The 20,211-nt window shown below is 63.3% G+C and carries 18 protein-coding genes; 7 read left to right on the plus strand and 11 right to left on the minus strand.

The annotated features are described in order from the left end of the window. The 4 genes from gspG to QWI18_RS12950 form a co-directional block, all read right to left on the minus strand. Positions 1–426 (minus strand): type II secretion system major pseudopilin GspG, encoded by a 426-nt coding sequence (gspG, locus tag QWI18_RS12935; protein ID WP_065989019.1) that lies wholly within the window; start codon positions 424–426, stop codon positions 1–3. Between the two features lie 10 nt (positions 427–436). After that, positions 437–1,639, minus strand: coding sequence for a type II secretion system inner membrane protein GspF (gene gspF, locus QWI18_RS12940; protein ID WP_369318995.1), 1,203 nt, complete (start codon positions 1,637–1,639; stop codon positions 437–439). Positions 1,640–1,641: 2 nt separating this feature from the next. Further along, positions 1,642–3,360, minus strand: a complete 1,719-nt coding sequence (gene gspE, locus QWI18_RS12945; RefSeq protein ID WP_065989098.1) for a type II secretion system ATPase GspE — start codon at positions 3,358–3,360, stop codon at positions 1,642–1,644. A gap of 109 nt (positions 3,361–3,469) precedes the next feature. Beyond that, positions 3,470–3,697, minus strand: coding sequence for a hypothetical protein (locus tag QWI18_RS12950; RefSeq protein ID WP_192130438.1), 228 nt, complete (start codon positions 3,695–3,697; stop codon positions 3,470–3,472). 470 nt (positions 3,698–4,167) lie between these two features. On the opposite strand from QWI18_RS12950, the gene QWI18_RS12955 reads away from it, so the two are divergent. Continuing rightward, complete coding sequence (locus QWI18_RS12955; RefSeq protein ID WP_065989028.1) at positions 4,168–6,909, plus strand: glycoside hydrolase family 3 protein; 2,742 nt, start codon at positions 4,168–4,170, stop codon at positions 6,907–6,909. A gap of 144 nt (positions 6,910–7,053) precedes the next feature. On the opposite strand, the gene QWI18_RS12960 is transcribed toward QWI18_RS12955, so the two are convergent. Next, on the minus strand, positions 7,054–7,680 hold the full coding sequence (locus QWI18_RS12960; RefSeq protein WP_192130440.1) for a TetR/AcrR family transcriptional regulator: 627 nt from the start codon (positions 7,678–7,680) through the stop codon (positions 7,054–7,056). A gap of 289 nt (positions 7,681–7,969) precedes the next feature. On the opposite strand from QWI18_RS12960, the gene QWI18_RS12965 reads away from it, so the two are divergent. Then, positions 7,970–8,191, plus strand: coding sequence for a hypothetical protein (locus tag QWI18_RS12965; protein WP_192130441.1), 222 nt, complete (start codon positions 7,970–7,972; stop codon positions 8,189–8,191). Positions 8,192–8,238: 47 nt separating this feature from the next. Here QWI18_RS12965 and QWI18_RS12970 read toward each other — a convergent pair whose 3' ends face one another. The 6 genes from QWI18_RS12970 to QWI18_RS12995 form a co-directional block, all read right to left on the minus strand. Beyond that, on the minus strand, positions 8,239–8,379 hold the full coding sequence (locus tag QWI18_RS12970; protein ID WP_065989039.1) for a DUF2256 domain-containing protein: 141 nt from the start codon (positions 8,377–8,379) through the stop codon (positions 8,239–8,241). Then, positions 8,376–9,914 carry a cryptochrome/photolyase family protein gene (locus tag QWI18_RS12975; protein ID WP_369318996.1) on the minus strand — a complete coding sequence of 513 codons (1,539 nt, stop codon included), beginning with the start codon at positions 9,912–9,914 and terminating at the stop codon, positions 8,376–8,378. The genes QWI18_RS12970 and QWI18_RS12975 overlap by 4 nt, the downstream gene beginning before the upstream one ends. A gap of 186 nt (positions 9,915–10,100) precedes the next feature. Continuing rightward, positions 10,101–10,406, minus strand: coding sequence for a protealysin inhibitor emfourin (locus QWI18_RS12980; protein ID WP_065989052.1), 306 nt, complete (start codon positions 10,404–10,406; stop codon positions 10,101–10,103). Positions 10,407–10,431: 25 nt separating this feature from the next. Next, the gene (locus QWI18_RS12985; protein ID WP_369318997.1) at positions 10,432–11,496 is read right to left on the minus strand and encodes a M4 family metallopeptidase; all 1,065 of its coding nucleotides are present in this window, start codon (positions 11,494–11,496) and stop codon (positions 10,432–10,434) included. Positions 11,497–12,436: 940 nt separating this feature from the next. Further along, positions 12,437–13,183 carry a response regulator transcription factor gene (locus QWI18_RS12990; protein ID WP_065990278.1) on the minus strand — a complete coding sequence of 249 codons (747 nt, stop codon included), beginning with the start codon at positions 13,181–13,183 and terminating at the stop codon, positions 12,437–12,439. Beyond that, complete coding sequence (locus QWI18_RS12995; RefSeq protein ID WP_369318998.1) at positions 13,168–14,466, minus strand: GAF domain-containing sensor histidine kinase; 1,299 nt, start codon at positions 14,464–14,466, stop codon at positions 13,168–13,170. Before QWI18_RS12995 ends, QWI18_RS12990 begins: the two co-directional genes overlap by 16 nt. 327 nt (positions 14,467–14,793) lie before the next feature. Here QWI18_RS12995 and QWI18_RS13000 point away from each other — a divergent pair, with 327 nt between their 5' ends. From QWI18_RS13000 to QWI18_RS13020, 5 genes are all read left to right on the plus strand, one after another. Then, on the plus strand, positions 14,794–15,768 hold the full coding sequence (locus QWI18_RS13000) for an ABC transporter substrate-binding protein (RefSeq protein ID WP_296314975.1): 975 nt from the start codon (positions 14,794–14,796) through the stop codon (positions 15,766–15,768). A gap of 73 nt (positions 15,769–15,841) precedes the next feature. Continuing rightward, positions 15,842–17,299, plus strand: a complete 1,458-nt coding sequence (locus QWI18_RS13005) for a sugar ABC transporter ATP-binding protein (protein ID WP_369318999.1) — start codon at positions 15,842–15,844, stop codon at positions 17,297–17,299. Further along, positions 17,296–18,285: an ABC transporter permease gene (locus tag QWI18_RS13010; protein WP_369319000.1), complete on the plus strand. Its 990-nt coding sequence runs from the start codon at positions 17,296–17,298 to the stop codon at positions 18,283–18,285. The genes QWI18_RS13005 and QWI18_RS13010 overlap by 4 nt, the downstream gene beginning before the upstream one ends. Then, positions 18,282–19,238, plus strand: coding sequence for an ABC transporter permease (locus QWI18_RS13015; RefSeq protein WP_369319001.1), 957 nt, complete (start codon positions 18,282–18,284; stop codon positions 19,236–19,238). The genes QWI18_RS13010 and QWI18_RS13015 overlap by 4 nt, the downstream gene beginning before the upstream one ends. Positions 19,239–19,254: 16 nt before the next feature. After that, complete coding sequence (locus QWI18_RS13020) at positions 19,255–20,166, plus strand: SMP-30/gluconolactonase/LRE family protein (RefSeq protein ID WP_369319002.1); 912 nt, start codon at positions 19,255–19,257, stop codon at positions 20,164–20,166. The last annotated feature ends 45 nt before the right edge of the window (positions 20,167–20,211 follow it).

Genomic DNA, 20,211 nt, shown 5'->3' on the forward strand with positions numbered 1-20,211 from the left:
TTATTCCCAGTTACCGATGTCGGCCTTGTAGCCGTCACCGCCAGGCTGGCCGTCCTGACCAAAGAAGATCAGGTCAAAGCTGCCGTGCTCGCCCGGGTAGCGGTAGCCGAACGCGTGGCCGAACGGATCTTTCAGGTCCGAAGGCTTGGCGTACGGGCCGGCCCAGCCAGTGGCGTTGGCCGGCTTGGTCACCAGTTGCTGCAGATTGGCCGGCGGCGTGCCGACGTCCAGGCCGTAGCTTTCGACCTTCATGCCGAGGCTGGCGAGTTGCGCCTTGCCCGCGCCGTACTTGCCCTTGTCGACGTTGCCGCCGACCTGACGCACGACGATGGTGGCGACAATGCCCAGCAGCACGATCACGGCGAGCATTTCCAGCAGGGTGAAACCGCCCTGGCGACGGCCTTGGGCAGCGTTGAATCGGGACATGTGTATTTCCTCAAATGTTACTGGTAAGGCTCATCAGCGGCAGCATGATGGCGAGCATGATCACCGCCACCATCACCGCCATGACAACGGTCAGGCTCGGCACCAGCGCCGCGAGCAGACGGTCGATGCCGCGCTTGGCTTCGACGTCGAAGACGTCGGCAACCTTGAGCAGCATGCCGTCGAGGTTGCCGGCCTGTTCGCCGACTTCGATCATCTGCAGGGCCAGTTCCGGCAGCAGCGGTTGCTCGCCGAATGCCTGGGCCAGCGTGCCGCCACCCTTGACCCACTCGGTGGCCTGCTCGACCTGGGCGCGCAGGGCGTAGTTGCCGCACACCTGACGGACGATGGTCATCGCCTGCAACAGCGCGACGCCATTGCTCAGCAGCGTGCCGAGGGTGCGCGCCAGACGCGCGGCTTCGATCCGCTGCAACAGCGGGCCGATGACTTTCATAAACAGCAGGCGTCGGTCATGACGCTGGCGCCTTTGCGGATCGCGACGCAGCACCGCGACGGTCCAGATCAGGCCGACGATCGCACCGAGCAGCAGCAACCCGTAAGCGCTGAGGAACTCCCCCAGCCACAGGATCGCCTGGGTTATGAAGGGAATCGGCACGCCCAAGTCACGAAAGATCGGCACGAACTGCGGCACCACGTAGGCCAGCAGCAGGGCCAGGGAACCGAGCACGCCGACCACCAGAAAGATCGGGTAGATCAGCGCATTGATGACTTCGCCGCGCAGCATCTGGCTGCGCTCCAGGTACTCGCTGAGTTGACGCAGGGTGTTTTCCAGAGAGCCGCCGGCTTCGCCTGCGCGGACCATGCTGATGTACAGGCTGGAAAACTGGCCGTGCTCTTCTTCCAGCGCCTGGCTCAAGGGTTTACCGGCCTTGACCTGTTCGCGAATTCGTTCGAGCAGCGCCTGACGCTTGGGCTCGTGGGTCTGTTTGAGGAGGATGGTCAGGGCGCGTTCCAGCGGCTGGCCGGCGCCGAGCAGGGTCGCCAGTTGCTGAGTGAAACTCACCAGCGCCGCGCCGTTCATGGCGCCCCGGCGCATGGCCGCACGCAGGCCGCTGTTGGTACTGGCCTCAAGGCTGAGCAGCAACAGGCCGCGTTTGTGCAGGACGGCTGTTGCCGCGGTCTGATCGGCGGCTTCGAGGGTGCCGTGTTGGGCGACGCCGTCGGCATCCAGGGCGCGGTATTTGAAATGGGCCATGGTCAGTCGCCACGCGTAACGCGCAGCACCTCTTCAAGGGAGGTCACGCCGGCCACCGCCTGGCGCAGGCCTTCTTCATACAGGGTGCGCAGGCCACCACGGCGGGCCGCCTGTTCCAGCGTCGAGGCATCGGCCTGACGCATCAGCAGGCCGCGCAGTTCTTCGTTCATTACCAGCAATTCGGTGATGGCGCTGCGGCCGTGATAACCGCCGCCGGGCAATTCGCTGGCGGGGCGATACAGGGTGATGGGACGCTGATCGGTGAAGCGGTCCAGGCCGTGCTCGGCGACCAGTTCCGGCGGTGCTTCGAAGGCGATGCGCGTGAGCGGATCGAGCCTGCGCACCAGCCGCTGGGCCAGAATGCCTTTGACGGTCGAGGCGATCAGGTAGCTTTCGACGCCCATGTCCAGCAGCCGCGTGATACTCGCCGCCGCACTGTTGGTGTGCAGGGTCGAGAGCACGAGGTGACCGGTCAGGGACGACTGGATGGCGATGCGGCAGGTTTCCAGGTCACGCATCTCGCCGATCATGATCACGTCCGGGTCTTGCCGGACGATGGAGCGCAGGGCGCCGGCGAAGTCCAGGCCGATGGCCGGCTTGACCTGAATCTGGTTGATGCCCTCGAGCTGATACTCGACCGGGTCTTCCACGGTGATGATCTTGCGCTCGGCCGTGTTGAGCCGTGACAGCGCGGTGTACAGCGTGGTGGTCTTGCCGGAACCGGTGGGGCCGGTGACCAGCAGGATGCCGTGGGGGTTTTCCAGCACGTCGAGGAAGTTCTGCAGGCGCTCGCCGTCCATGCCCAGGCTGGGGAAGTCGAAGCTGACGGTCTGCCGATCCAGCAGACGCATCACCACCGACTCGCCGAAACTGGTGGGCACCGTGCTCACCCGCAAATCCAGCTCTTTACCCTGGATGCGCAGCATGATCCGGCCGTCCTGGGGAAGGCGCCGCTCGGCAATGTCCAGCCGCGCCATGATCTTCAGTCGCGAAATAATGGCAGCTGAAGAACTGGAGGGCGGTGCTTCCGCTTCGTGGAGCACGCCGTCGATGCGATAGCGCACTTTCAGCTGGCTCTCGAAGGGCTCGATATGAATGTCGGAAGCGCGTTGCTCGACGGCCCGCTGCAGGATCAGGTTGACCAGCCGAATCACCGGCGCCTCGGACGCGAGGTCCTTGAGGTGCTCGATGTCTTCTTTGGCGCCGTCGTGCTCGTCGAGGGTTTCGATCAGCGAGCCCATGGCTGAGCGGCCCTGGCCGTAATAACGCTCGATCAGCCCGTCGACCTCGCTGCCGGCGCCGACAGACACGTACACCGGCGCCTGACAGGCGTAGGCCACGGCGTCCAGCCCATAGGCATTGCCCGGGTTGGCGGCCAGCACGTGCACGCCATCGGCGTGGGCGCCGATGGGCAGCAGGCGATAGTGGCGCAGAAAGCGTTCGCTCAACTCTGGCAACGGCTCGCCGGACAGCGTCACGTTTTCCGCCAGCAGCAGCGGCGCCTGCAGCGTTGAGGCCCACGCCTTGGCCAAGTCTAGTTCGGACACCAGCCCCAAGCGGGTCAGCAATTCGGTCAGCGAACTGCCTTCCGATTCCTGGGCCAGTCGCTGTGCCCGTTCCAGATCACCTGTCTTGAGCCCGGCATTGGCCAACAGCCAGGCACACAGCGCTTCGGCCGAGTGCGCGGTGAGTTGCTGGCTATTGATAGGGGACAGAGGAATGGACACAGCACCGGTTCAAATAAGAGAGGCCTCTGACGAGACCTCGGGGGGATCAATTACATAACGTGCTTAACAGTATGCTGCTTAACAGCAACTGAACGGCAGTGCGTTAGTTTGTCGCAGATGAAGTTTTAGCGGACGGACGGCCACGCTTGTTTTCATCAGCCTGATTCTGTTTGGTGGCTTTTTTCACGGCTTTTGCATCTTGCGTCTGGGTCATGACGGTAGAATCTGCTGCGCCGGAGATAGTTTCCTGAGTGTCGGAATCAGCGGCCATAGTTGCAGTTGCGAACGACAGGGTCAGTGCAGCGATGGCGCCCAGTACTGGCAGTTTCATGTGTTGTTTCTCCAATGTTTGTCATGTGTTTGAAATGATCGAAACGCTGGCTCGCAGCGCAGGTTCATCACTCGCTCGGGGAGCGAACCCCAGCATTTACGGGGTTTCAGGGGGTGAGCGGTGAAAATTGCTAAACCTACAGACCTGTAGGTTTAGCAAGAGTTCAGATGATGTATCAAAAAATGTCGAGTTTGTTCGAGATTGATTATTTTGTTTGACATCAATTGAAAACAATTGCCTTAATTTAAACGTCTCGGGCAATGCTCGTGCAGTTGGGTGGCTCATCGCCATTAACATAAGTTACAGAAGATCATATTGCCCCTACTCATCGTCCTGTTATAACGCCACTTTCCGTTCGCCGATGTTCTTTCGAGAAATATCGGTATAGGCAGCTTATTGCCTGAAAACAAAGGCTTTTGGCGTGTCAACTGCGACAAATGAGCGCGGGTGGTACTTGGAGAGCGTCCCCTATGCGAAACCGTAAAACTTTCGGTGCCCACTCGGCACTGGCTTTGTTGAGCCTGGCCATCTGCCACGCCAACGCAGCCGATACCACCACCCAAGAGCAACTCGCTGCCAAGGAACTGCGCGCGGACAAAGCCGCAGAAAAAACCCTGGCGAAGATGACTCAGGAAGAAAAGCTGGCCTACATCGGCGGCATCGGCGGCTGGGACGTCAAACCGCTCAGCCAGTACGGCGTGCCACAGATCCACGGCGCTGACGGCGGCGCAGGCATCCGTTACACCAGCGAAGGCAACGATCCGGGCGTGGTCTATCCGTCCGGCCCGAACCTGGCGTCCACCTTCAACCCGCGCCGCGCCATCGATTTCGGCCGCGCCCTGGGCTACGACACCGCCAGCGGCGGCTACCAGTTCGTCACCGGCCCGGGCATGAACCTGTACCGCATGCCGTGGAGCGGCCGTGCCTTCGAATACCTCTCCGGTGAAGACCCGTTCCTCGGCGCCAGCCTGGGTCCTGCGGTGATCAACGGTATCCAGCAGCGTCGCGTTTGGGCGGAAGCCAAGCACTACGCCGGTAACGACCAGGAAACCAACCGCTTCATCCTGAATCAGGTCATGCCTGAGCGCGTCCTGCGCGAGATGACCCTGCCGCCGTTCGAATCCGCCACCAAGAACAGCACCGTGGCGATGATGATGTGCTCGTTCCAGAAAGTGAACGGCGAGTACGCATGCGAGAACAAGCACCTGATCGCCGACATCCTGAAAAAGGAATGGGGCTTCAAGGGTCTGGTACAGAGTGACTACAACGCCGTCGTCCACGGTCTGCCAGCGGCACAAGCCGGCACCGACCTGGACATGATGGGCGGCCAGATGAACAGCAAGGTGCTCAAGCCTTACCTGGACAGTGGCGAGCTGGACATGGCGACCATCGACGACAAGGTCCGCCGCATCCTGAAGAACATCTACCTGTACCAGTTCGACAAGTTCGCACCGCTGACCACGCACAACATGAACAGCGCTACCAGCAACAAGGTCGCCCTGAACATCGCTCGCGAAGGTATCGTGCTGCTGAAAAACCAGGGCGACGTGCTGCCGCTGGACAAGAACAAGGTCAAGCGCATCGCCGTCGTTGGCGACCTGGCCAAGTACGCGCCGCCGACCGGTTTCGGCAGTGCTCACGTTGACGCCACCCGTTACATCAGCGAGCTGAGCGGTCTGCGCCAGATCGCACCGGGTGCTCAGGTGGAGTTCCTCGACAGCCTGTCCCTTGACCCGACAGCGATGCACTGGACCACCACCGACAGCAAAGGCAACAGCGTTGCGGGCATGAAGACCGAGTACTTCAACAACGCCACCTGGTCCGGCGATCCTTCGGCCACCCAGATCGACACCTACGTCAACCTGGACTGGTCCACCGACAGCGTGCCGAGCAACGGCGACACCGCCAACACCTCGATTCGCTGGAGCGGTCAGGTCACCCCGACCATCAGCGGCGACCAGGTCTTCAAAATCCGTGCCGACGGCGCTGTGCGTCTGTGGGTCAACGGCGAGAAGGTCATCGACAACGGCGACGGTGAGAACATCACCAACAAGAGCATTCCGCCGACCATCCCTGTTTCCGGCAAGATCAAGCTGGAAGCCGGCAAGGCCTACGACGTGAAGCTTGAGTACTCGCGCCGTGACGGCTACCTGTCGACCATGGGCGGCCTGGTGGGCGTGCAGATGTCGACCGCTTCGCTGACCGCACCTTCCGACCTGTCGCAATACGACGCGGTCGTGGTTGCCGTCGGTAACAGCGCTGAATACGAAGGTGAAGGTTTCGACCACAGCTTCGATCTGCCTGAATACCAGAACGAACTGATCCAGAACATCGCCAAGGCCAACCCGAACACCGTGGTGACCATGCACGGCGGCACCGCCCTGAAAATGAGCGACTGGATCGACCAGGTTCCGGCTGCGTTGCACGCGTTCTACCCAGGTCAGAACGGTGGTCAGGCCCTGGCCGAGATCCTGTTCGGCAAGGTCAACCCGTCGGGCAAGCTGCCGATCAGTATCGAGCGCAACATCGAAGACAATCCGCTGTATAAGGATTTCCCGGCCTTCGATAACACACGCACCAAGGTCAAGGAAATCACCTACGCCCACGACCTGACCATGCTCGGCTACCGTGGCTACGACAAGACCAACACCAAACCGCTGTTCGCGTTCGGTCACGGCCTGTCGTACACCCAGTTCACCTACAACAACATCTCGGTCACCCCGGGCGTTGCAGTGGGCAACACGCCAATCAAGGTCTCGTTCGACCTGACCAACAGCGGCAAGCGTGCCGGTTCCGAAGTCGCCGAGCTGTACGTCGGCCAGCAGAACCCGACCGTCGAGCGCGCCGTCAAAGAGCTGAAAGGCTACAAGAAGGTCTTCCTGCAGCCGGGCGAAACCCGTCACGTCACCATCGAACTCAACGATCGTTCGCTGGCGTACTTCGACGAGGCAAGCAAGCAGTGGGTGATCGATGCCGACACCTTCAACATCAGCCTGGGCGCGGCCTCGGACGACATCCGTCTGAACGCCAAGCTGGTCAACTCGTTCCGCCAGGAACTGTCGACCACCACCAGCAACCCGCTGCCACGTTCGGCGCTGAACTCGGTCAAAGTGACCCTGCCAGCGGTGAAGACCGGCGGTGTGCTTGATCAGGCCGAAGGCACCGACGCAGCCGATGGCAACAGCGACTACGACGGCAACACCGAGTACTGAGTGATCACAACGGGAAAGGGCTGAAACACTGGCCGGTGTCGGGATCTGATCCCGGTGCTGGCTGAGGCCTGAACCCGCGTGGCAACTTGAGCTCGAGTGACAGAGAGTGAGGCGATCCGGCCAGCCCGGATCGCCTCATTTTTTTTAGGCGCGGATAGCGCGCTCGACCTGGGCCATGTAACTGTCGAAACGCTGCACCAGATCCACTTTGTCCGGGAAGCGCAGCCACTGCAGCTGCAACCCGTCCATCATCGCCAGTATCTGGTGGATGAGCGCATCCAGGTCCACATCCCCACGCACCTCGCCGGTGGCCACCAGATGGTCGAGCCGTGCCCGCATACGCCCGTGAATCTTCACGTAGCGAGACTGAAACCACTCCCACCCCGGATGACTCTCCACCAGGCTTTCGGCATTGAGCATGCTGAACGCGCGAATCACGCCGGGCGCCGTCGCGCTGGAACGGTTGATCTGCCGAAGGCCGCTGACGAAGCCCTGCAGCGTCGGCTCGCTGTGCAGGCTGCTGATCACCTTGTGGTTGACCTCGTCGCGGCGCGCGAGCACGCCCATCAGCAAGGCGACCTTGTTCGGAAAGTGGTGCAGCACGCCCGCCACCGAGATGCCGGCGATGTCGGCGATGCGGGCAATGGAGGAACCGGTGTAGCCCTCCAGCGAAAACAGTTGCAGCGCGGCGTCGAGAAGTTCTTCGCGGCGCTTTTCACCCTTGGGTGCGCGACGGGTGCGGGGGAGTGTGTCTGACGTATTTCCTGTCATCGGGTTTACCTGGCGTCTCCATGATTTGCAGGTGTCTGGGCGATTCAGCAGGCCTTTCCCGTCGCCGGATTGCGAGGCGCAAAAGGCAAAACGGGCGCGGCACGTCGTCGCGGCGGCTGAAACGGCACGCTCTGTTTAAGGGCGCGACCGGATTTTGGCAAGCGAAAACTGATATTCAGGACTGTCGCCGAGCGGGCACCACCGTTCGGGTGAGGCCCTTCCAGAAAGTGGGAACTCCCGTCGCGCGTGCCTCTCCTTTGAAGTAACTGACCCACAAGGAGGATCCACTGTGAACGAACAAGCCAATCCCGGAATCGCCTATCTGATCGAATGTGCCCAGGAGACGACGATCGATTCGCGGCTGTTTGCCATTTACGAAGCCCTGGCCGAAGCGGGCGGGCTCGTTCCCCAGGAATACTTGATCAAGGTGGCGCGCGAGACCACGGCCGGCCCCAAGCAGCAATTGTTGATCAGGCTGATCGGCCGAGCCAGTCGCGCACAGGTCCACTGATCAGGCGGGGCACCCCGTGTGGGCCCACTGACGCCGATTGAACCCTTTCACGACTCGGAGCGCTTGCCCCGCCGGCAGCGCTCCGAGCAGTAACGCACCTCATCCCAGCAGCGCGCCCATTTTTTCCGCCAGGTGAACGGCAGTCCGCAGACCACGCAGGTTTTCACGGGCAGCTCGCTCTTCTTCAAATCGCCTCTCCGGCGTCGAGTTTGCCCAGCAGCGACTCACCCCTTTGCCACAGCGCGTCCTGCTTAGCCTCGGTCATCCGATCAAGATTCATGTAGACCATGCCCATGCGTTGATTGGCCCGCAGCAGGTTGCTGTGGCGCATCACGAAATGCCAGTACAGCGAATTGAACGGGCAAGCGTCTTCCGTGGTGCTTTCCTTGACCTTGTAGGCGCAGGTGCCGCAGTAGTCGGACATGCGCTTGATGTACTGGCCGCTGGCGCAATAGGGCTTTGAACCGAGGTAGCCGCCATCGGCGTGCATGACCATGCCGAGGGTGTTGGGCAGCTCCACCCATTCAAAGGCGTCCATGTAGATCGCCAGGTACCACTCGCAGATTTGCGTGGGCGCGATGCCGGCCAGCAGGGCGAAGTTGCCCGTGACCATCAACCGCTGAATGTGATGGGCGTAGGCGTGTTCAAGACTCTGGCCGATGGCCTGGCTCATGCAGTTCATTTTGGTCTGGCCGGTCCAGTAGAACTCTGGCAGCGCGCGGGTGTTGCCGAATGCGTTGCCGTCGGCGTAGTCCGGCATCTTCAGCCAGTAGACGCCGCGCACGTATTCCCGCCAGCCGATCAGTTGGCGGATGAAACCCTCGGCGGCGTTCAGCGCGACGCCGCCCGACCAGTACGCCGACTCCACGTCGCTGCACAGCTGGCGCAGGTCGAGCAAGCCGATGTTCAGCGCCGCGCTGATGCGCGCGTGGAACAGGAAAGGCTCGTCGATGGCCATGGCGTCCTGATAGTCGCCAAACGCCGCCAATCCGTAATCGAGGAAGTACTGCCACAGGGCCTGGGCGTCGGCGTGGGTCACCGGGTAGTCGAAATTGTCCAGCGAGCCGTAGTGACCGGAGAACCGTTCACCCACCAGTTCCAGCACGTCGCGGGTGATGGCGTCCGGGGCGTAACGCGCGGGATAGGGCGCGGCGACCTTCTTCGGCAGCGCCTTGCGGTTTTCGGCGTCGAAGTTCCAGGCACCGCCCACCGGCGTGCCGTCGCTGTTGAGCAGCAGCCGCTGCTTGCGGCGCATTTCGCGGTAGAAGAACTCCATGCGCAGCTGAACCTTGCCGCTGGCCCATTGGGCGAACGCTTCGCGTGAGCACAGAAAGCGCGTGTCGCTGTGCCAGACCAGCGGCAGGCCGCATGCTCTGACCGAGTGCTCCAGACGCCAGTCGCCGCACTCGGTGGCGTGGACTTCCTCGGCTTGCAATGACGCGTACCAGCGCTGCAATTCGGTCGGCACGGAGCCTGTGTTCAGCGCATCGTCCAGCGTCACGTACTGGACGATGATGCCGCGCTCCTGCAGCGCCTGGGCGAAATGGCGCATGGCGCTGAAGATCAGGGCGATTTTTTGCGGGTGATGGGGGACATGGGTGGCTTCTTCCATGACCTCGACCATCAGCACGGCATCGCGTGCGGGGTCCAGTTCGGCGAGGGAAGCCAGGTCGAACGACAACTGGTCGCCGAGGACCAGGCACAGACGGCGGACAGGCATCATGGGCAGGTCTCGGGTGACAAGGACGGTTTGCCGGGCATCGGCTTTGCCTGGGCGTGAGGGGCAGGGGGCGAGTGAAGGTAGGGCAAGGGATTCCTGAATGGCGGCAAATGATGGCAGGGAAGGGAGTGAAGCGCCGAGCAGAGCGTTCTGCCCGGCGCGCAGTCAGGGGTCCAGGCGGTCAGGGGGCTATCCGGACACGTGGCGCCTGACGCACTGCATCAGGCCTTGCAACGGACCGGACTCCACCGGCGCGGGGACGCAGACGGTGCGCTCCCGGTCGCCTTCGCTGATGGTCAGCGTGTAATGCTGCATGCCGCGCAACGCACGGGCCGGGCGCCGACCTTCCGGCAACGCGAAGAACTCGGACGCGTCGACCAACTGCCGCAGCTCTCGCTGGTCGGGTTCGGGCAGGGCGTCCACTTCGATGGTGTTGGGCTTGTTCAGCCCGGGAAAAAAGGCGACCCCGCCGCTTTCGCTGAATGAGATACGCATGTGGGTGGTTCCTCGTCATGGCGGATCATTGCGCGTTAATGCCCACGGCCGCCCAGCCTTCTTGTACCGCGATTTGGGCCGCTTCGCCTACACCGTACAGCCGGCCGGCAACGTCATGGGTGATCCGCGCAAACCGCACGAAGCCGGCATTGGGGCGCAGACGTGAATCGCGCAGCGCGTCATACCAGATGCGCCCGGCCTTTTCCCAGGCATGACCGCCGATGCGCGTCGCCACTTGATAGAACGCGTGGTTGGGAATGCCCGAGTTGATGTGCACGCCACCGTTGTCGTCGTAGGTGTGGACGAAGTCGTCCATGTGGCCGGGTTGCGGGTCCTTGCCCAGCACGGCGTCATCGAAGGCGGTGCCGGGGGCTTTCATCGAGCGCAGGGCGCTGCCGGTGATCTGGTCGGTGAACAGCCCTTCACCGATCAGCCAGCTGGCTTGTTTGGCGGTTTGTTTCAGGGCGTACTGCTTGATCAGCGAGCCGAATACGTCAGACATGGACTCGTTCAGCGCGCCGGCCTGGTTGAAGTAGACGAGCCCGGCTTCGTCTTCGGTGACGCCGTGGGCCAGTTCGTGGCCGATCACGTCGAGGGCGATGGTGAAGCGGTTGAACAGTGACTGATCGCCGTCGCCGAAGACCATCTGCGCGGAGTTCCAGAAGGCGTTGTTGTAGCCTTTGCCGAAGTGCACGGTGGCGTCGAGGGCCATGCCGGCATCGTCGATGGAGTTGCGGTCGAACACGTCGAAGAAGAAGTCGAAGGTGGCGCCGAGGCCGTCGTAGGCTTCGTCGACGGCAATGTCGCCGCTGGCGGGTTGGCCTTCGCCGCGTACGAGGGTGCCGGGCAGGGTTTCGCCGCCGTCGGCGGTGTAGATCGAACGGCGTTTGCCGGTGAGGGGGGCTGCGGCCAGGTGCACGAGGCGTCGGTCGGGTTGTGCGCTGAGGCGCAGGGAGCGAAAGGTGTTGTCTTTGGCCCGCGTGCGCAGGGCCGCTTCGCGCTGGGCTTTGTTGCCGTTGCGGGCTATCTGGTCGAGCAGGTAGGGCGGGATGAGGCAGAGGATGGGGTTACGGGTGTGGTTCCTGCACATGGGCAATGCTCCTGAGTGACATCGTTCAGTTGAGCGAGGCGTCGCGGTCTCGCTTTAATCGACAAGCGCGGTTGATCTTGCGTTCCCCGAGGTCAAGAGCGTCTGCCTGGGGGCAGACTGTTTCGCCTTCGGCGAGTTACTTGGAAAAGCACCCCAAGTAACCAAGGGTGCCTGCTCCTGGTTTGGCCCTTCCTTCGTCAGGGTTCCTTCACTCCGGTCTCGCTCCGTGGGCCCGCCGCCATCCGCCATCCATGGCGGGGGGCGGCTCTCGCGGCATCCATGCCGCTCGGCCCACTCCGCGAGACCTGCGTTCAGCCTGCACCCAAGTCGCGATTGGCGGTGACTGGACTTTTTGCGTATGAAGATCAAAGGCGCCTCTAAAGCAGATCAAAAGCTTCCCGGCTAAAGCCGGTCCTACAGTCGGCGCCCATCCCTCTGGGTGTATGCGATTGCTTAGTAGGACCGGCTTTAGCCGGGAAGAGGCCAGCTCAGGCGCCGACATGATCGTTCCCACGCTCCGCGTGGTAACGCAGCCCAGGACGCTCCGCGTCCCGAAGACGACGCTCATTCAGGCCGGGGGAGGTGACGCGGAGCGTCACAGGATGCATTCCCACGCGGAGCATGGGAACGATCACGCGAGAGCACGCGGTCCAATCGTAGGACCGGCTTCAGCCGGGAAGCCTTTGATCTGCTTTTGATCTTCTCCGCGGTAGTTCAAGCACCGCAAAACGCGACTTTGGTGCAGGCTGACCGGAGTGAAGGAACCCTGACGAAGGAAGGGCCCAACCGAGAGCAAGCACCCTTGGTTACTTGGGGTGCTTTTCCAAGTAACTCGCCGAAGGCGAAACAGTCTGCCCCCAGGCAGACGCCCTTGATCTTCTCTCAGCCGCACCGCGCACTCCGGGGACAGATTAATTTACGGTGAAGCGCTGTAAATAAATCAGTCCCCTCCAAACCGATGCCGCGCCGGGTTCTTCAGCCACAGTTGCAGTTCGGCCTCGGCCTGTTCCAGCGCGGTGCGGTTGAGCAGGCGGCGCAGCAGGGCGACGTTCACGGCGCGGGCGCGGAGGTTGAAGGCGGTGCTGCGCTCACCCGCCGCATCGGGCTGATAGACGCCGAGCTTTTCGTACAGCTGCTGCAGCCGGTTCTGCACGCTGCGCAGCGACAGGTTGCGGCGGGTGGCGATGGTGCGGTCGGTCAGGCCGAGGGCGATGTCTTGCAGCACCTCGTATTCGCCATCACTCAGCCCGGACAACTGATCGTGGGCCTTGAGCTGCACGCCGCGAATCTCGCGGTCGATCACGCACTGCTGCTCGATGAACAATCCCCGCAACGCCAGACGCAAGCGTTCTTCCGAAGCGGTCTTGAGGATGTAACCGTAGGCCGCGCCCTGGGGCACGATGCGCGCGATACCCCGCACGTAGGCCTCGTCCGAGTAATTCGACCAGAACAGAATCGACGTGTCCGGCTGCTGCCGCCAAATGGTCTTGGCCGCTTCGACACCGGTGCGGCAGGGCATCTGCAGGTCCATCACCACCGCATCCACCGGGCTCTGACTGAACATTTGCTCGCCGATCCGGCCGTCTTCGGCCTCCAGCAAGCGCGTGCATTCCGGCAGGGCCACTTCGATCACTTCGCGCAGGAACGCCCGGTGCACCGGGTCGTCTTCAATCAGCAGGACTTGCATGGCGTCTCCGTTAAAAACGCAGGCGCGCAAACAGCTGCCGCCTCATCAACGAGGGCGAGATCAGCCAGCGGCAGGCACACCCTTACCCGGGTGCCTCGCCCGTCGGGCCCGCGTTCGATAAACAACTGCGCCGCCATCAGTTGCGCGCGCACCTGCATGTTCTGAATGCCGCCGCTGTTGAAACCATTGCCCATGTCCAACCCAAGGCCGTCATCGTCAATCGTCAGTTGCAACAGACCGCCTGTGTGGCTGATGTGGATGACGATACTGTCCGGCATCGCGTGCCTGATCGCGTTGTTCACCGCTTCCTGAATGATGCGGAACACTGCGACTTTCACCGACTCGGGCAAGCGGTCGCCCATGCCGTCGGTGCTGTCCTGCAGGCGCGTTTCGATGCTCAGGCCGCTGTCGCGCACGCTGCGCCGCAACAGGTCTTCAACGCCTTCTTCAAAGCCGAACAGCTGCAGCACCGTCGGCTTGACCGCATCAATGAGCTGTCGCAGCTCCTGCATGCTGTCCTTGAGGGCCCGGGCAATCCCGCGCAAGTCCTCGCCCGGCACGCTGGGCAGGGTTTGCAGGCGGGCGATGCGCCGGTGCAGGCGGGTCATGTCGGCGAGGGTCTGGTCATGCAAGTCCATGCCCACCCGCTGCCGTTCGCGCTCCAGCTCCTCGGTCAGACGCAGCGCGCCCTGGCGCAGACCTTCCTCCCGCGCACGCACTTGGGCTTCGGCGATTGCCAGGTGCTTGGCCTGCTCGGTCTGGCGCAGGGCGTACACGTAGGAGGCCAAGAGATCGGCGACGTGCTGGGTGTGGCGCACGTCGTCCAGGGTGTAGAAATGCTCGGTGTGTTTCGAGCAGCTCAGCGCGCCGATGATTTCGCCCCGCGCGCGCAGAGGCACGTGCAAGCGGCTGCGCAGGCGGGCGTCGAAAATCGGGTGGTTGACGGCGCCGGGGAAGGCGAAGCGTGCGTCGTTCATGGCGTCGTGGGTCAACAGAAACGCCTGCTCGCCCAACAGCACGGCGCGGATCGGGCTGGTGTGCACCGGCATCGGCTGGGCGACATCGCCCCACAGGGTGTGCACGCCGCTTTCATAGGTGATGTGCTCGCGGCCGTCGAGCACGAACAGGCACACGTCGAGGTGGTCGTGGGGCAGAATCGGGCTGATTTCCCGAGAGACGGCGTCAATCATCGACTGGAAATCCAGCTGACCGGCGAGGGCGCGGGAAATACCGAGAAAATGATGCAGCACGTCTTCGGCCAGGGTGTGCGGTCGCTGTGCCATGGGCTCCAACCTGTTTTTATTGTCTGGATAGAACACTTTTTGTAAACGAACAGGGATGCAGTCCGGGCATTATGGCCCCTGTGCAGCAAAAAGAACGCTGGATCCTGCAGGTCGCTTGCGGGATCCCGCATCAGGTCTGCACGATTGACCACTGACGCTCTTCACCGGCCAGTGCAGACTCGCCGCGTACTGTTCGTAACAAGGTGCAACCGACGCCGTCGGCCACCCTGCAGCCCCCATAAAAATAACAAGGGTTCAACTATGAAAAGTCGTCGTCATCCGCTACGCCGTTCATTGCTGTGTGCCGCACTGGCTGTGGCGCCCCTGATGGCTCTGCCCGTCGCCTCCCACGCCGATACGGCCGACAAGAAGATCGCGCTCTCCAACAACTACGCCGGCAACTCCTGGCGCCAACTGATGCTCGCCAGCTGGCAGCAGACCACCGACAAAGCCGTCAAGGATGGCCTGATCGCGTCGGCTGACAGTTTCACCACCGCGGAAAACCAGGCCACCGAGCAGGCCGCGCAAATCCAGAACCTGATCCTTCAGGGTTACGACGCCATCGTCATCAATGCCTCGTCGCCAACGGCCCTCAACGGCGCGGTGAAGCAGGCCTGTGACGCCGGGATCATTGTCGTGTCCTTCGACGGCACCGTTTCCGAACCCTGCGCGTACCGCATCTCCATGGACTTCAAGCAGACCGGCATCGAGCAGATGGACTACCTCGCCGGGCGCTTCCCCCAGGGCGCCAATGTGCTGGAAGTGCGCGGGCTGGCCGGCGTGTCGGTGGACGAGCGCATTCACTCCGGCATCACCGCCGGCGCGCAGAAACACCCGAACCTGAAAGTGGTCGGCGAGGTGAACGGCAACTGGTCACCGACCGTGGCGCAGAAAGCCGTTTCCGGCGTGCTGCCCAGCCTGCCGAAAGTCGACGCCGTGGTGACCCAGGGCGGCGAAGGCGTCGGCATTGCGCAGGCCTTTGTCGCGGCAGGCCGTCCGTTGCCGGCGATCATCTTTGGCAACCGCGAAGAAGAGCTGAGCTGGTGGAAAAAGCAAAGCGACGCCCAGGGCTATCAGAGCTTCTCCATCAGCAGCGGACCGAGTATTTCCAGCCTGGCGTTCTATGTCGCGCAGCAGTTGCTCGACGGCAAGCAGATGCCACATGACCTGTTGTCGCCTGCGGTCACCGTCACCCAGCAGACCCTCGACGCCAGCCTGAAGGACCTGCCCAAGGGCGGGATCGTCAGCGAGACCTACAGCGTCGACGACGTCGCCAGGCTCAAGCCCGCCGCGTCCCAGTGAGCTTTCCCCTGTGAGCCTGTCCATGTAAGCAAAGCAGGCCGCGCTGCCTGCGGCCCGCCAAGGAATTCCGACCATGAACGCAAATGGACCTGTGCGGGTGGCCTTCGCGGGCGCCGGCAAATCGTTCGGCGCCGTGCGCGCCCTGAGTGACGTCGACCTGAGCGTGCGCGCCGGCGAATGCCTGGGCCTGATCGGCCATAACGGCGCGGGCAAGTCGACCCTGATGCAAGTGCTCGCCGGTACCCTGGCCGCCGATTGCGGCCAGTTATTGATCGAAGGTCGCGACCTGCGCGAAGGCTATTCGGTGCAAGTGGCGCGGCAGCACGGCATTCGCTGCGTGTTTCAGGAGCTGTCGCTGTGCCCGAACCTCAACGTGGCTGAGAACACCCGGCTGATGTCGCCGGCTCTGCGCGGCTTCGGCTGGCGGCGTCGGGCCGCTGCGCTGATCGAAGCGATGCTGGAGCAGATTTTCCCCGGCCACGGCATCGACGCCGATGACATCGTCGCTGACCTGTCCATCGGCAAGCGGCAGATGGTGGAAATCGCCCGGGCGTTCATCAACGTCGATGAGCGCCTGGATCTGATCATCCTCGACGAACCCACCTCATCCCTCGACGCCCGTGTCGCCGAACAGCTGTTGCGCCATGTGCGGCGGTTCGTTGAGGGCGGCGGCAGCATCGTGCTGATCAGCCACATCCTCGGCGAAATGCTCGGCACCTGTGACCGCATCGCGGTGATGCGTGACGGCAGAATCGTTGAAACCCGCGCCGCGCGCGACTTTACCCATGATTCGCTGGTGGAAGTCATGGGCGGCACGGCCCGCGAACAGCAGCAGGCAGTACAAGCTTTCGCCTCCCGACGTGAGCAGGGCATTCCCCGCGTGCAACAGCGCCCGGCGCGTCAGGCCGATGGCCGCTCGGTGCAGGCGTTTGCCGGCGAGATCGTCGGGCTGTCCGGGCTGGCCGGGCACGGCCAGAGCCAGTTACTGACCCAGGTGCTGCGCGACTGCGTCAAGCACGGTACCGGCGCCAGTTTCGTCGCCGGCGACCGCCAGACCGACGGCGTGTTTGCGCTGTGGTCCATCGGCGAAAACATCACCATCGGCTCACTCAACCAGCTCAAGCGCGGCGTGCTGCTGAACCCTGACGCCGAGCAAGCGATGGCCGATGACTGGATGAAGCGCATGGGCATCCGCACCCCTGACATGCGCAATCCGATCCTGTCGCTGTCCGGCGGTAACCAGCAAAAGGCGTTGTTTGCCCGGGCCCTGGCGTCCGACAGCCAGATCATCCTGATGGACGACCCCATGCGCGGCGTCGACGTCGGCACCAAGCGCGAGGTGTATTCGATTCTGATGGAGGAGGCGGCCCGCGGCCGCACGTTCATTTGGTACACCACCGAGCTGGAAGAGCTGACCTATTGCGACCACGTGTATGTCTTCCGTGACGGCCAGGCCGTGCTCGACATGCCGCGCAGTGAATTGAGCGAGGAGCGCATCCTGCGCAGCTCCTTCGCCGAGGAAACCCCATGAATGCCCCGTTGAATTCCGTTGCCCGCGCCCCCGTCGCGACGCGCAACAACGCCGCGCGCCGTGCCCGCATGCTCCGCGCCGCCTTGCCGGCGGTGTCGCTGGTGGTGTTGCTGGCGACCATCTTCATCATGCAGCCCCGGGCCATGAGCTACATGGGCCTGAACCTGATGCTCAACCTGGCGGTGCCGATCGCCTTGGCAACCATCGCGCAGATGCTGATCATCAGCGTCAACGACCTCGACCTGTCCATGGGCAGTTTCATCAGCTTCGTCGCCTGCGTGGCGGTGACGCTGCTCGATCAGCACCCGTTCCTCGGCTGGCTGGCGCTGGCCGGGTGCGTGGGCGTGTACGCCTTGCTCGGCGCGTTGATCCACAGCCGCAACCTGCCGTCGATTGTCGTCACCCTGGGCATGTCGTTCATCTGGGTCGGCGGCGCGATTCTGCTGCTGCCGTCGCCCGGCGGCACGGCGCCGCAATGGCTGCAGGCGCTGGTGCGGATCAAGCCGCCGCTGATTCCGCTGGCGATCATCGTCTGCATTGTGCTCGGGCTGGCGATGCACTTTTTCCTGATGCGCTCCACCGTCGGCGTGGTGCTGCGCGGCGCCGGCGGCAATCCGCTGGCGATCGCCAAGGCCGGCTGGTCGCTGCTTCGCATCAAAGTGGCGATGTACGCCATGGCCGGCAGCTTCGGTGTGCTGTCGGGGCTGTTTCTGGTGGGGCTGACCACCTCGGCCGACGCCAACGTCGCCCTGCGTTATACCCTGCTGTCCATCGCCGGGGTGATTCTCGGCGGCGGCGAATTCGTCGGCGGGCGCGTGTCGCCCATGGGCGCGGTGCTCGGCGCGCTGACCCTGGTGCTGGCCGGTTCGCTGCTGTCGTTCATCCGCATCTCGCCTGACTGGCAGATCGGCGCCCAGGGCGCGATTCTGATTTTCGTGCTGGCGCTGCGTGCGGCGGTCAATCGTCTGGAGGTACGTCCGCTATGAGCACTTCAACCGTTGCAGCGCTGCGCGGCAAGCCGTGGCTATGGTCATTTCTCGCGGCGTTATTGATCTGGGTGGCGACCCTGGTGTTCACCGGCGGGCAGGGCGCAGGCGCTTTGCTGTCTGGCGCGCTGGCGTTCTCGACGTTCTTCGCAATTGTCGGCATCGGCCAGATGTTCGTCATCAGCACCGGGCCGGGCAACATCGACCTGTCGATCCCGGCCAACATCGCCCTCAGCGGCGCGCTGGGCATGAAACTGATGGACGGCCAGGACGCCAACATCTGGCTGGGCGTGATCGGCGTGCTGGGCATCGGCGTGCTGGTGGGCTGCGGCAATTTCGCGCTGATCCGCCTGCTGCGCATTCCGCCGATCATCGCGACCCTGTCGGCGAGTTTCATCCTGCAGTCCCTGGCCATTGCCTATGGCCGCAGCGTGCGGGTGCCGCCGCCGGAAGGGTTCTACACCTTCGCCACGGGCCGCGTGTTCGGCGTGCCGTATCTCGCCATTGTGGTGATCGCCGTGGCGGTGCTCATGGGGTACGTGCTGACCCGCACCCGCTACGGCCGTTCGGTGCTGGCCATCGGGCAGAACCCCCGCGCCGCTGAACTCGCCGGGATTCGGGTCGGCCGCATGCGCTTCGCCACTTACGTGCTCTGCGCGGTGTTCGGCAGCTTGTGCGGCCTGACCCTGGCCGGGTTTTCCGGAGGCGCGTCCCTGGGCATGGGCGAGGAATACCTGCTGGCGTCCATCGCCGTGGTGGTGATCGGCGGGACCTCGGTGGCCGGCGGGTTTTCCAACGTGCCGGGCATCTGGGGCGCGTCGCTGTTTCTCTACCTGCTGGTGAGCATGCTCAACACCTTCGGCGCCAGTGCCGGGGTGCGGCTGATCCTCACCGGCCTGATCATCATTGCGGTGATTACCGCTGTCAGCGGACGCAAAAATGCCCGCGCCTGAATTAAGGATCGACCCCGTGTCCGACGACCTCTACGAATGCCATGACAAGCGTTTCCATCGCCTGATTCTGCCCAACACCCAGCTCGAACGCCTGTACGACCAATGCCGCTGGGCCGAAGGGCCGGTGTGGTTCAACGACGGCGGGTACTTGCTGTGGAGCGACATCCCCAACCAGCGCATGCTGCGCTGGACCCCGGAGCAGGGGGTGTCGACCTTCCGCACCCCGTCGAACTTTGCCAACGGCAACACCCGCGACCTGCTGGGGCGGCTGATTACCTGCGAGCACGGCACCCGTAGCGTCACCCGCACCGAACCGGACGGGTCGATCACGGTGCTGGCCGAGCGATTCGAAGGTAAGCGTCTGAACTCGCCGAATGACGTGGTGGTGCATCGCGATGGCGCGGTGTGGTTCACCGATCCCAGCTACGGCATCCTCACCGATTACGAGGGCTATCAGGCCGACGAAGAGCAACCGGGCCGCCATGTGTATCGCATCGACCCGGACAGCGGCGAGATCGCCTGCATGGCCAATGATTTCGTGCAGCCCAACGGCCTGGCCTTCTCCCCGGACGGGCAGACCCTGTACATCGCCGATTCCGGTCGCTCCCACGACCCCGATGGCCCCCACCACATCCGCGCGTTCGAGGTGATCAATGGGCGGGAGCTGGGGCAGTCGAGGGTTTTTGCGGTGATTGAGCCGGGCGTGCCGGACGGCATGCGCGTGGATGTGCAGGGCAATGTCTGGACCAGTGCCGGCGACGGCGTTCAGTGCTTCGCCGCCGACGGGACGTTACTGGGCAAGATCCGCCTGCCGGAGAAGGTCGCCAACCTGACCTTCGGCGGCCCGCGGCGCAACCGCCTGTTCATCACCGCCAATACGTCGTTGTATTCGGTGTACGTAGCGGTGGCGGGAGCCCAGATGCCTTGAGCGATGACAGGGCAGGGCGCGCGGGATTTACGCCGCGCGCCCTGT

It is taken from the genome of Pseudomonas sp. W2Oct36, assembly GCF_041060465.1.
In the GTDB taxonomy this organism is placed as follows: domain Bacteria; phylum Pseudomonadota; class Gammaproteobacteria; order Pseudomonadales; family Pseudomonadaceae; genus Aquipseudomonas; species Aquipseudomonas graminis_B.